Origin of the sequence: Chryseobacterium sp. MYb264 (genome assembly GCF_035974275.1) — a bacterium.
In the GTDB taxonomy this organism is placed as follows: domain Bacteria; phylum Bacteroidota; class Bacteroidia; order Flavobacteriales; family Weeksellaceae; genus Chryseobacterium.
In genome coordinates this window covers 4,701,701-4,714,902 of record NZ_CP142422.1, presented here as the reverse complement: position 1 = coordinate 4,714,902, position 13,202 = coordinate 4,701,701, and the positions used below count along the sequence as shown (strand labels likewise).

Annotated in this window: 10 protein-coding genes and 1 pseudogene; 3 read left to right on the top strand and 8 right to left on the bottom strand. The window is 35.8% G+C overall.

Features of this window, described 5'->3' with window-relative positions; genetic code table 11:
* Positions 1-20: 20 nt before the first annotated feature.
* Positions 21-698, bottom strand: a complete 678-nt coding sequence (locus VUJ46_RS20640) for a response regulator transcription factor (RefSeq protein WP_047397759.1) — start codon at positions 696-698, stop codon at positions 21-23.
* Positions 699-893: 195 nt separating this feature from the next.
* On the opposite strand from VUJ46_RS20640, the gene VUJ46_RS20635 reads away from it, so the two are divergent.
* Complete coding sequence (locus tag VUJ46_RS20635; RefSeq protein WP_326982555.1) at positions 894-3,533, top strand: TonB-dependent receptor plug domain-containing protein; 2,640 nt, start codon at positions 894-896, stop codon at positions 3,531-3,533.
* 31 nt (positions 3,534-3,564) lie between these two features.
* Positions 3,565-4,788, top strand: a complete 1,224-nt coding sequence (locus VUJ46_RS20630; protein ID WP_326982554.1) for a hypothetical protein — start codon at positions 3,565-3,567, stop codon at positions 4,786-4,788.
* A gap of 100 nt (positions 4,789-4,888) precedes the next feature.
* Here VUJ46_RS20630 and VUJ46_RS20625 read toward each other — a convergent pair whose 3' ends face one another.
* The 6 genes from VUJ46_RS20625 to VUJ46_RS20600 all read right to left on the bottom strand — a co-directional run bounded on the left by VUJ46_RS20625 (position 4,889) and on the right by VUJ46_RS20600 (position 12,325).
* The gene (locus VUJ46_RS20625; protein WP_326982553.1) at positions 4,889-6,127 is read right to left on the bottom strand and encodes an amidohydrolase; all 1,239 of its coding nucleotides are present in this window, start codon (positions 6,125-6,127) and stop codon (positions 4,889-4,891) included.
* Between the two features lie 78 nt (positions 6,128-6,205).
* Positions 6,206-7,051 (bottom strand): helix-turn-helix domain-containing protein, encoded by an 846-nt coding sequence (locus VUJ46_RS20620; RefSeq protein WP_326982552.1) that lies wholly within the window; start codon positions 7,049-7,051, stop codon positions 6,206-6,208.
* Positions 7,052-7,301: 250 nt separating this feature from the next.
* Positions 7,302-8,549 carry an amidohydrolase gene (locus VUJ46_RS20615; RefSeq protein ID WP_442784960.1) on the bottom strand — a complete coding sequence of 416 codons (1,248 nt, stop codon included), beginning with the start codon at positions 8,547-8,549 and terminating at the stop codon, positions 7,302-7,304.
* Positions 8,550-8,935: 386 nt separating this feature from the next.
* On the bottom strand, positions 8,936-10,219 hold the full coding sequence (gene hemL / locus VUJ46_RS20610; protein ID WP_326982550.1) for a glutamate-1-semialdehyde 2,1-aminomutase: 1,284 nt from the start codon (positions 10,217-10,219) through the stop codon (positions 8,936-8,938).
* A 71-nt stretch (positions 10,220-10,290) separates the two neighbouring features.
* Positions 10,291-11,349 carry a glucosaminidase domain-containing protein gene (locus tag VUJ46_RS20605; RefSeq protein WP_326982549.1) on the bottom strand — a complete coding sequence of 353 codons (1,059 nt, stop codon included), beginning with the start codon at positions 11,347-11,349 and terminating at the stop codon, positions 10,291-10,293.
* 67 nt (positions 11,350-11,416) lie between these two features.
* The gene (locus VUJ46_RS20600) at positions 11,417-12,325 is read right to left on the bottom strand and encodes a 1-aminocyclopropane-1-carboxylate deaminase/D-cysteine desulfhydrase (protein ID WP_326982548.1); all 909 of its coding nucleotides are present in this window, start codon (positions 12,323-12,325) and stop codon (positions 11,417-11,419) included.
* A gap of 286 nt (positions 12,326-12,611) precedes the next feature.
* On the opposite strand from VUJ46_RS20600, the gene VUJ46_RS20595 reads away from it, so the two are divergent.
* Complete coding sequence (locus tag VUJ46_RS20595; RefSeq protein ID WP_326982547.1) at positions 12,612-13,043, top strand: GNAT family N-acetyltransferase; 432 nt, start codon at positions 12,612-12,614, stop codon at positions 13,041-13,043.
* Here VUJ46_RS20595 and VUJ46_RS23020 read toward each other — a convergent pair.
* A pseudogene (locus VUJ46_RS23020) lies at positions 13,028-13,192 on the bottom strand (GNAT family N-acetyltransferase); the annotation flags it as partial. The gene VUJ46_RS20595 and the pseudogene VUJ46_RS23020 overlap by 16 nt on opposite strands.
* Positions 13,193-13,202: the final 10 nt, after the last annotated feature.

Sequence of the window (13,202 nt, the reverse complement as noted above, 5' to 3'; positions counted from 1 at the left end):
TAAAATTAAGAAACTGAGTATTAAACAATAAGTTTATACCCAATTCCCTTTAATGTCTGAATGGTATTGATACCAAGCTTTTCTCTTAATCTTCTGATATGAACGTCTATGGTTCTTTCGCCCACAATAACATCGTTCCCCCAGACTTTTTCAAGAATTTCTTCTCTTTTAAAAACTTTTTCGGTGTTGGAAGCTAAAAGATACAGCAGATCGAATTCTTTTTTAGGAAGTAAAAACTGCTGTCCCGCTTTCGATACTCTGAAGTTATCCTTATCGATCACTAAATCACCGATTTCTATTAATTTAGCATTATCAGAAACCTGAGAAGTTAATTGTAATAAAGCATTAACTTTAGAAATAAGGATTTTCGGTTTGATCAGCTTTACAATATAGTCATTGGCTCCTGCCTGGAAACCTGCCAATTGTGAGAATTCTTCACTTCTTGCAGAAAGGAAAACAATCAGAGTTTTCTGAAGTTCTTTGATCTTGCGAAGTTCCTGGCATGTTTCGATACCATCTTTTTCAGGCATCATGACGTCCAATAAAATAAGATCCGGGACAATTTCTTTGGCTTTATCGATACCTTCGTTACCGTTGGTGGCCGTATAAATATCGTAGCCTTCTTTTTCTAAGTTGTAAGACAGAATCTCTAAAATATCCAGTTCATCGTCTATTAAGAGGATTTTCTTTTGGTTCATTTCTAATTTTTACGATTCAAAGTTAATAATATTTTAATGACAGTTTAACAAAAGGATTATCGTTCACATAAAGTTAACAAAAATACTCTTTTCTTAATGTTTAGTTAAAAAAAAATTAAAATTTACTAAACCATTTTCCCCGTATAACTTTTATTCCTTTGCACCGAAAGAATCTAGTAATAAAGTAAGTAAATAATGAAAATAAATAGACTGAGCATTGCAGTTTTATTTTTATCAGGATCTGTGTTTTATGCTCAAGACACTAAACAGGATACGATAAAAAAAGAAAAAAGAATTGAAGGCGTAGTTATTCAAGGAAGTACAAGCAAGAAAACAGAGACTGCTGTACTAGGAGAACAAAAGAAAGCCATTATTCAGAAACAGGCTGTAAGTGCAGAGGAAATTTCCAGAAAAGGAATCTCAAACGTTGAGCAAGGTCTTACTAAAGTAACGGGAATCACTACCGTAGAGGGAAGAGGGCTTTTCGTGAGAGGTTTGGAAGAAAGATATAATTATTTATTAATCAACGGCCTTGGTTCTCCATCTAATAACCCTTTCCAAAAAATTATTGCTTTAAAGCAATTCCCAACAGATGTTGTAGGTAAATTAAATATTTACAAAACATTTAACTCTAATCTTTACGGAGATTTTGCAGGTGCTACTTTCGATATTGAAACGCTGACGATAGATAAACCTTTTACTAAGGTAGAATTCAGTGTTGGAGTAAATACTTTAAGCACATTCAGAGATAATTTTAAAAGATCTGAAAGTGCAAGTGGTTTTGACGGATATTTAGGATTAAATTCTGGAGACAGAAGATTGCCTAGTGAAATCAGAAACTCAAGACCAAGTACTTATAATTTTACAAGAGAGGAGTCTTTAAACTCATTTAAAGATTCTTGGAAAGTCAACAGTATTAAATCTATGCCTAATACAAGTATTGGTTTTACTACTGCTCAAAAATTAAAAGCAGGTGAATCTGGTATTTTCAGTGTATTATTCTCATTAAATCAAGGATCAAAATTTTCTTATAAAGAAGGAGCTAATAACCAATTCAGATCTCAGGGAGAAACTGATATTATCTTCAATAACTTCTTAACAAGAAAACAATATATCTACGAAACTGAATCTTCTACATTGCTAGGTTTAGGATATAAAAACAGAGGTACCAATATTAATTTTAATGCCTTTTATCTTCAGAGTGCATCAAACATCATTGAAGATAATTACGGATATAAAGATCAAAGAGTTCAGAATATAAATGATGGTTTCTTTAGAACAAACCAATTAGATATTTCAAGATTTTTAGATCTACAACTTACTGCTTCTCAAAAAATTAATGAGAGAAACAATGTAAAAGCAGGAATTAGCTATGTAATTAATAACTATAGCCAGCCAGACAGAAAAATATTTGATGGTAACCAAATCAACCTTAATACAGGAGAACGTCTTCCTGACGGGCAATTGTCTTTAAGATACGGATCTAACAACCTGATTCGTCAATATTTAGATGTTGATTCAAGATTCTACGGATCTGCATTTGCAGAATACCAGCTTTCTTTAGGCGAAAAAGGAGATAAAAAAGAATATCCTTTACAAATTTCACTTGGATATAACGGATTTACAGATTTTAGAAAAAACTCCTACAGATACGTTTTCGGATATCCTAACAGTATTGCAAATACTGATGTAGTAATTGATATCGACAATCCTGATCCGGTATTTAATAAATCTATTTCGAATGGTTACCTACACTATAGAGAAGGTTCGGATGTCTCTCAGTTCTATTCAAGCATTTATCAAATCATTAACGGTGGATATGTAAATATTAATTATAAACCGGATGAAACTTGGGATGTTTTATTGGGAGCGCGTTACGAAAAAGATATGACGTTAATTCGCTATTACGCTACTCCAAGTGCGCCGGAAAAAACAAACCTTGATAAAACTAGAGACCTGTTTCTTCCTTCATTATCGGTTAAAAAATCACTTAATTCAAAGAATAACTTAAGATTCTCTTTTAGCAAAACTGTAACAAGACCGATCTTGATTGAAACGATGCCAATTGAGTACATCAGCCCGGATAACGTATCCATCATTGGTAACCAATTCATCAAATCAAGTGATAACTACAACTTAGATTTGAAATGGGAATACTTCCCTACAAACAAAGAAATGTTTGCAGTAAACGTATTTGCAAAAAGAATTAATAATCCTATCGAGCGTTCTTTGGCACCTTCTGCCAATGCTACCGGAACAACTATTACTTTCTATAATGCGGAAAGAGCAGAAATCTTAGGAGTAGAGCTTGAAGGTATTTTAAATCTTGAAAGAATAACAGAATCTCTTAGAAATTTCACTTTTGGAGCTAATGCAACTTTCATGCACTCAAATGTAGAGAGAAGCGAGCAACAATATAAAACAGAACAGCCTTACTGGATTACCAATAGAGATGATCTGCATAAGAGAGGGCTTCAGGGTGCGGCTCCTTACACAATCAACGGAGATTTGAAGTATGAGTATAAGAATAAAAACAATCTTTCTCAAACAATCTCTCTAGTATATAACGTTTCAGGAAGTAAAATCTATGCAACCGGAGGAAATGGTACAGATAATTATTATGAAAAGCCTTTCCACCAGCTAGACCTTGTTTACCAAAATCAGTTAACAAAAAACTGGAATTTCAAGTTTGCCGTTCAGAATATTTTGGATAATAAATACAGAGTACAAGTTGGAGACAAAAGCTACTCACCATTAAACACAAATGGAATTAACACCCTTACAGATTATTACAGAGGAGTAAACTTTAACCTTACGGTAGGTTATACTTTCTAAAAAATTTAATAAAGAATAAAATAAGTATAAAATGAAAAGAAGAGTATTATCATTATTATCGTTAACTGCTGTGTTAACATTAGTCTTAAACTCATGTACTATTGAAGTAAATGATGGATTAGGAGAAGGTACAACAGTTACTACTCCAGGAACTACGGAAAGCGTATTGAGTGGAAGCGGTACATTATCAGGAACAATTACAAAAGACCTTTTAATTAAAAAAGGAAATTATACACTAGATGGAGTTGTAAAAGTAAGTAATAATGCAACGATCACTATAGAGGCTGGTGCAACATTCAACGTTGTTACTACAAAAACAAGTGGATTGGTAATTCTTCAGGATGGAAATATTAATGCGGTTGGTACAGCATCTGAACCAATTGTATTTACAACATCTACTAAAACACCGGGTGACTGGGGAGGAATTACATTGTACGGAAACGCTCCTATTAAAGCTGTAAACGGAAATGCTCAGGCTCTTTCTGAAGACGGTAACAACGTTTATTACGGAGGAACTGATGCAAACGATAACTCTGGAACAATGAAGTTTGTACGTGTAGAATATGCAGGTAGAAAAATCGGTGACGGAACTTCTGAAACAAACTCTATGACTTTTTATGCTGTAGGTGCCGGAACAACTTTGGAAAACTTAGTAACTTATAAAGGTACTGATGACGGATTTGAATTCTTCGGGGGAACTGTAAGTGCTAAAAATATTGTTTCTTATGGTAATTATGATGATTCTTTTGACTGGCAGGATGCTTGGAGCGGACAAAACAATACCAACTGGTACGCTTTCCAAACAGGTATCGGAAACTTCGGAATGGAAATCGAAGCATCTGGAAATGCAGACAATGTTGCCCCAAAGATTTCGAATATCACTTTAATCAGAGATGCGAATACAAATCCGGAGTCTGCAAACTCTCCAGAAATTTCTGCTATTCAGTTCAAAAAACACGGAACAGGTATTTTCTCAAATGTTTACATGAGTGGCTATAAAAACATCGGCACTCAGAAGGCATATTCAGTACTTATCCAGGATACAGCTACAGAAACAAGCCAGGTTGCTACTGGGAAAATTGTAGTTTCTCCTGCAACTTATTTAAATTCTGATAACCCTAATTTTTGGGGATATGCATATACACAGGTAAATCCTAAACCATTCGTAAACACAAATACAGTTACAAAAGTTTCTCTTACACCGGGAGCATGGGCTACTGTAGATGGAGTAAATCTTTTAGCTGGATTACAATAATTAGTAATTAGTTTCTTCATATCAAATTAAGAAAATCCCTCGAAAGTATATTTCGAGGGATTTTCATCTATAAAAACAAGTATTAAAAAATAACTACATATTAATTTTTCCAGAAAAGATTTCCTTCATTCATCAATGCTTCAACATGGGATATTCTGGAAACCGCTTCGGCGGAACAACTTGCATTTACCAAAACAGCATTTGCCCAATCACCCGGCTTTGGCCATTCCTGTTCTCCTTTATTACTTAGCGGGAGAATATCCTGAGTAGCAAACTGCAATGCTCTCGACAGATCAAATTCTGTGATATATCCGTATAATTCAGCTATTAAATTCGCCTTCTGTAACATATTTCCGGAGCCAAATGTGCTCCAGTAATCCTGAACATTATCATTTCCAATCAACACATTTACACCATACTTTTTCATGGTAGGAATCGGCATTACTTTTCCTCGGAACGGAACAGATGAAGCAATTCCCACTTTTGCCGCAGCCAATTTTTCTGAAATTCCCTCCGCTTCTTTCTTGCTTATATGAGCCAAGGCAAACGCATGGCTTACAAAAGTTTTCCCTTGAAGCTGAGGATTTTCATTCGCTTTATCAATCAGATACTGAATCGTTTTAATTCCCGATTCTCCTGCTTCATGCAAATGAATATCAATTCCTTTATGATGATCCAACGCCAGCTGAACGGTAAAATCCATTACCTTTTCAATGCTTCCGTCAATACTCAAAGGATCTAAACCTCCGATAAAACCAACACTTTTTAACTGTGCTGCTTCTTTCATTAAAGGTGCAGAATCTGTATAATAAACTCCGTGTTGCGGAAAAGCCACTAATTCAGCTTTAAAAGAATCTTTTTTATTTTCTAAAGCTTTTTCTAAATTTTCAAGAGATTTCAGCCCTGAAGTCGGATCAATATTAAAATGCGTTCTTACATAATTTGTTCCGTAACTTTGAATAAGATCAATTAACTCTTCTGCCCTTTTCACCGAAGTTTTCAGCAATTCCGGAATAATTTTCTGTTCATAAGCAATCATATCCTTAACCGTTTTTCTTTTCGGGGAAAGTGCCTGCCAGGGAAGACCGTACAATGTTTTATCCAAATGAATATGCATATCTTTAAATGCGGGAAGCATTAAAAGCCCCCTGGCATCCACTGCCTTTGCATCAGGATTGTTGGAGCTTACAGATTTTATCTTTCCGGCTTGTATTTCAACACAGAAAAGAGCTGTATCCGTATAAATAACATCCTGATCATCATATTCAAAACCCGTTTCCAAACGAACATTTTTAAGCAAAATTGGGCTTTTTGCAATAGCTTGAGATGGTAATTTCATTTCGATAGTTTAGGAATACAAAATTACAATCACCTGCTTCTCACCAAAGGGTATAATTTATGTCTTGTTCTGTATAGATTATTCTTTGAATTTAGAAGGTGTCATCCCGGTCTGCATTTTAAAAAACTTCGAAAAACTGGCATGATCATAAAATCCGAGATCATACACAATGTCTTTTACAGACATTTCAGAGACTTTCAGCAACCGTTTAGCTTCCAGCAATATCCGGTTCTGAATTAAAGAAGAGGCCGATGCATTAAGGTTTTTCTTACAAACGATATTCAGATAATTTGCAGAAATATTTAACTGACCCGCATAAAAGGAAACAGAGCGCTGCGTTTTGAACTGCTCATCGATTAAGTTCAGGAATTTAGAAATAATAGGATTGGATTGATAGACTTCGAAATCCTTAAAAGCAAACTCCACCGATTTACTGACCAATAAACCAATCAGTTCACTCCTTTTTTTTATCAGCTCCCAAAAAATATTCTCAGCATTCAGTTCTTTTTTGATAGCCTGAAATTCATGACGCAGCAACCTAAAAATTTCCTCTGAAACTGTAAAAGCCGGATGATGAACATAATATGATGAGGAAAACCTCAGGGCAGGAAGAAAACTTTCGAACCAGTCCCTGCTGATCATCAGCTGGTAAGCCACGGTCTCCTTTTCAATAATCCACTGATGGACCTGATCCGGAAAAACAAGATGAACCTGGTGATCAGTGATGGGATATTCAATAAAGTCAATGCTATGATTTCCTATTCCTCTTTCAAAAAGATTAATAATAAAAAAATCGTGTTTATGGGGCTCATCAATGGATCTTGCACCACTGAGCTCATTAAATAAAAGATCACATCCTTGCGCTTGTTGCTCCGCAAATTCATGGATTCCTAAGATGGGAAAATAATCAGGCTGATGACTCATTGTGTTGAATTTCCCCCAAAATAAGTAAAATTATTTACAATTAAATTATTTCCCCAGCCTATTTTGAGTATAAGAAGGACTCCCAAATGCAGCAAATTCTTTAAATCCGACGTATTCTATATTTTAGAGCCTTTATCCGAATCCTATAGAACATTTCTTCCGGCAGTATATTTTTTTCCGGAATTTACGAATACACGCATTCCGGCTTCCAAAGGGTAGTATAATCCTTAACTTTAAGAGCCGGGATCAATTAAAACACAACATTTCCTTTATGAATCAAAGACTCTACATTAGAAATTCTAGAGACAGCCTCGGCAGAGCAACCTGCATTTAAAAAGGCAAGATCAGCGCTGTCTCCGGGTTTAGGCCAATGTTGATTTCCTTTATCATCTAAGGGTAAAATATTGGCGGTAGCCAGCCTCAGACTTCTTGAAAGCAAAAATTCGGTTGTCTGCCCGTAAAGCTGAGCCATGAGATTGGCCTTTTGAAGGACACTTCCGGTTCCGAGAGTATTCCAGTGATCGACAATACTGTCATTGCCTGTGAAAACCTTTACATTATGCTTGTATAAGGTAGGAATAGGCATCACCAGACTCCCAAAAGGGATTGTGGAAATGATACCTATCTCTGCATTTCCTAACTTTTCAGCCATTGCCTCCTGTTTTTCTTTATCTAATTTTCCTAAAACAAAACAATGGCTTATATAGGTTTTCCCTTTTAGAAGAGGATTTTCATTTACCTTTTGAATTAAGTACTCTACTGTTTTTAACCCTGATTCGCCGGACTCATGCAAATGGATATCGATTCCCTTTTGATGATCCAGCGCCAGCTGAACAGTAAAATCAATAGTTTTTTCTATGGCTCCGTCAATGGTAAAAGGATCTACTCCACCTATAAAATCTATATCCATTTTCGCTGCCTCTTTCAGATAGGGAACAGAGTCCGTATAAAAAACGCCATGCTGCGGAAAAGCAACTAACTCAGCTCCGAAAGTTTTCTTTTTATGATCTAAAGCCTTCTGTAAATTTATTAAGGACTGTAATTTTGAAGTCGGCTCTATATTAACATGGCTCCTCGCAAAAGAGGTTCCTTTAGACTGTAGCAATTCAATCATTTTCTCGGCCTTGAAAGTAGAATTTTTAAGCAAATCAGGCATTATTTTCTGCTCCAGAGCAATCATTCCTTTCACTCCGCCCGTTCTTTTTCTTACGGCCTGCCATTTGTCGCCATAAAAGGTTTTATCCAGATGAATATGCATATCCCTGAATGCCGGAAGCATCAAAAATCCTTTGGCATCAATCGCTTTTGCGTTAGGTTGATTGGGAGAAATTTTGCTGATCTTTCCGTTTTCAATTTCAATATAAAACAAATTGGTTTTCGTGGCAATCACCTCGTCTTCTTCATACTCAAACCCCGTCTCCAAACGAACATTTTTCAAGGCTAATTTATCTTTCGCTAAAAAATTGGTATTGTTAAAAATCGAGGTTGCCCCCATCATACTTGAACTCAACGTAAGACCAGCCATCGCTAATGCCGAATTTTTAATAAAATCTTTTCGTGATATATTGCCTGAAGTCTTCATTTCCAAATTATTTAAAGCAAATGTAGAAAGATTAGGGCTTAGGCTAGGTGTATGGATTATTATATTGTCTGTATATTTTATCTAAACACTAATTTCATGAATACCTTTCACTAATGACATTTTTTTACGGTTTTGCCAGGCTCAGCCTGGCAACGCTATTATTAAATTTAAAATTTCTGCCTCGAATTCACAAATTTTTATAGATCATTAGTAGATATTTCTGAAAAAAGTTGTGCAATTTATGTATAAAAAAAAGAATGAAGTAAAAACCCCATCCTTTTAAATTAATATTTTTAAGCATTTTAAGAAAAATCAAATTTTCTTACCGCTTCTAAGGTCATGTCAATTTCTTTATCTTTAATGGCATCACTGATGAAATACGTTTCATATCCGCTTGGTGGAAGATAGATCCCATTGGTAAGCATCTGATGGAAGAAATTATTGAATAGTGAATGATTTGCTTCCTGAGCTTCATCAAAATTAGAAACCCTGTTGATGTGGAAAAATACCGACATCATTGATCCCTTTCTGTTGATTTTATGGGCAATTCCCTTTTGATTTAAAATTTTACCTATTTCAAAATCCAACGTTTCTGTTGTTTTTGCCAATCGATTGAAAAATTCAGGATCATTTTTAATCAGTTGTAAGGTTTTTAATCCCGCTCTCATGGCTAAAGGATTTCCACTCAATGTTCCCGCTTGATAAACACCTCCTTTTGGCGCTAAGTGATCCATAATTTCGTTTCTTCCTGCAAAAGCTCCTACAGGCAGCCCGCCTCCGATTACTTTACCGTAAGTCACTAAATCTGCTTTTACATTATACAGTTCCTGAGCTCCACCGAAAGCTAATCTGAAACCGGTCATTACCTCATCAAAGATCAGCAAGGTTCCGTTTTCATCACAGATTTTTCTTAATTTCTGAAGGAATTCATTTTCAGGAAGTACACAACCCATATTTCCCGCAACCGGCTCAATAATAACCGCCGCAATTTCACCCTGATTATGTCTGAACAAATCTTCAACCTGTTCAAAATCATTGTATCTTGCCAATAAAGTATCTTTCGCTGTTCCAGCCGTTACTCCCGGAGAATTTGGATTTCCAAACGTTGCCGCGCCACTTCCCGCTTTAATTAAAAAAGAATCTGAATGGCCATGATAACAACCTTCGAATTTAATAAACTTGTCTCTTCCTGTAAAACCTCTGGCAAGTCTTATTGCGCTCATACAAGCTTCCGTCCCTGAAGAAACCATTCTTATCTGGTCTATATTCGGAACATTCTCAACAATAAATTTCGCGATTTCTGTCTCCAGCTCTGTCGGAGCTCCAAAAGAAAACCCCTTCTCTGCCTGAATTTTTAACTCTTCCAGCACTTCGGGATGCGTATGACCCAAAATGGCCGGTCCCCAGGAATTAATATAATCAATATAGGTATTATCATCAGCATCGGTAAGATAAGCCCCCTTTGCAGATTTCATAAAAACCGGCACTCCTCCTACTGACTTGAATGCACGAACCGGTGAATTTACTCCGCCGGGAATGTATTGATAAGCTTCATCGAATAAAGCCGAACTTCTTTGATACTTCATATGTAGTTGTTGATTAACAGCTGATAGTTGTCAGTCACAATCAGCCAACAACTATCAACCTTTAACAAAAATTAATTTCTAGGTTTTTTGTCAATTAAATAGATCAGTTGTCCTGCCGAAGGTTTTTCACCTTCGTTCATCCTGTTTTTGGCGTATAGTTTATTGAGTTTAACACCGAACTTCTGAGCAATATCGTGCATATCTTCACCATATTCTGCTTTATAAGTCGCCGTATTTCCCGTAGAATTTTTAGATTCTAGGAATAAAATATCATTTTTCTTTACGACATCACTTTCCAATTCATTCCATTTCATCAGTCTGCTTTCGCTTACTTTAAATTTACGGGCAATAAACTGGATATCGGTATCTTCAGGTACCACAATATATTTTAAACCATCATTGGGATGGCTTTTAATTAAGATAGAATTAAGAATTTCTGCTTTCGTTTTAATTCTTTCCACTCTTTTCTGTTGCTGAGCATAAGACGTCTGTTTATAAGGAACCTCCACTGTCACAGGATCTTTTGCTTTTTTAGTATATTTTTCAGGTTCCAGCTGAGCCATGAAACTTCGGTCATCTTTCAAATTCGGATACATTTTCAAAACCGCATACAGAACTTCTTTAGAATTGGTATTATCGAATTCGTATAATTTATATCGTTCAATTTTTCCAATCAAAATAGAAGCATAGCGAGGGTTGGTAGCATAACCTGCTTTTTTGAGACCATGTGCCCAAGCTCTGTAATCTTTCATATCAAGATTAAAAAGTCCAGTATAGTATTTTCTTGTGGCCAGAAATATGGAATGGTCTTCGTACGACTGTCTTGGATCTTCATACACACGGAAGCACTCGTTAGGAGCATCGTCAGTATGTTTCATGGTCTTTCCGGTCCAATCTTCCTTACATTTAATTCCGAAATGATTTTTACCTACCTGAGCCAGACGGCTCTGCCCGCCACCTGTTTCCAAAAGTCCCTGTGCAAGAGTGATAGAGGCAGGAATTTTATATTTTTCCATCTCTTCTACCGCATATTTTGCAAACTTCTGAATATATTGATCTTCAGTTGCCCAGGTTTGAGCCGAGAATTTTGATAAAACTAAAAGGCTTACGAATATGAAAAGTCTTTTCATCTTATAATTTTTATTTTTTTAAAATGAAAAATGGAACACCGTGTGTTTCATGCTTCTCCATTTTCACTTATATAATTAAATTTCTATTTTGTTTGTCCAAAAGCAAATTTGCACCTTCAATACCCTGCAGACCTCCTGTATGAAAGCATAATATCTTGCTGTTCTCAGGAAAGTATCCCTCGTCGATAAGTTCAAAAACCTTCTGCATCATCTTTCCTGTATAAACCGGCTCCAGTGGAATTCCGTATCGCTCTTTAAAATCATTGATAAAAAATATATTTTCATCTTTTATTTTACCATAACCGCCATACGCTGAGTCTACCAGACTATAATTCTCCTTTGAAGTTAACCTTGCTATGGTATGTTCGAGAGAATGGTCGTCAACAGCCTTAAATCCTATAACCTTCTGATTTTCTTCACAAAACCTTGAGATTCCGGCAATGGTACCTCCCGTTCCGACGGCGGTACAAAGATAATCAAAATCTTTTGTTTCTTCATTCAGCATCATTTTAACTCCACACACTGCCTCTTCATTCGTTCCCCCCTCAGGAACAATCAATGCTTCAGGAAATTCATTCCGTAAAAATTCAGTTAATTTTTCCTTGTGACGATATTCTTCACGGGTAACAAACTGCAGATTCATTCCGTTTCTCTTGGCAAAAAGCAAAGTCGGGTTATCCCGCCATTTACTTCTCAGCTCTTCGCCTCTTATGATTCCGAGTGTTGGAATTTTGGCTAAACTTCCTAAGGCGGAAACCGCAGAGATATGATTTGAAAATGCCCCACCAAAGGTTATAACATAAGGTTTTTCAGGTTTTTCAGCTAAATAATTATTGATATTAAAAAAAAGTTTCCAATATTTATTTCCTGAAATCTGAGGATGGATTAAATCCTCTCTTTTAATGAAAAGCTTTATTTTCTCACGAACGTAAATTTCCTGAACAGGAATTTTTTCAACGGGTTTTTGTAACAGCATATTCAGCGTAAATCATAATAGACAAAAATACCATTTTTATAATACACAAGAATTCATGTTATTATTTTAATCTGATGAATGTCAAGGTAATGTTTTTTTTAACGTATTCATTTGATATTATGCCATTTCCATCGACAACTTCACTAAAATCTCTCAGATTCATATTGATGTGCGCCCTGCGTTGATTAAAGATCAGAATGGAGAGGGTGCACTGAGCATCAAATTTTGCCATCCTTTCATTGTACTGTCGTTTTTTATAGCTTATTTTTGCAGAAATACCACTGTAATGAATACGATACGACTTGCTGCCGCAGAAGATTATTCAAAAATAATGGAAATCTGGGAATCTGCAGTGAAAGCAACCCATCATTTTCTCGCGGAAGACGACTTTCACTACTACAAAGAGGTGATTCCGAAGGATTACCTTCCGAATCTTGACGTATATATTATTACGGAAAACGGGATAGCCAAAGGTTTTGCCTCCGTTGCAGAAGGAAATCTGGAAATGCTTTTCATTCATCATAATTGGCATGGAAAAGGATTGGGTACAGAATTATATCAATTTATGAAAGAAAAAATCAATTTCACAAAAGTCGATGTAAATGAACAAAACCCGCAGGCCATCCGATTTTATGAAAAGATGGGCTTTAAACCAACCTCAAGATCAGAAAAAGATGGTTCCGGAAAAGATTACCCGATTATTCATATGAGTTTGTAAATGCTATTCAGGGGCTTTCCGTCCTGAAAACCATAATCAAGACAAGCTTGTGCACTTTCATTGGCAAATCCTTTCTTCCAATATTCTTCAAAAAATCGAAAACTAATGTCTGCTTCATCTGTATCTTTGTTATACTTTAAACCACACCACCCTAAAAAT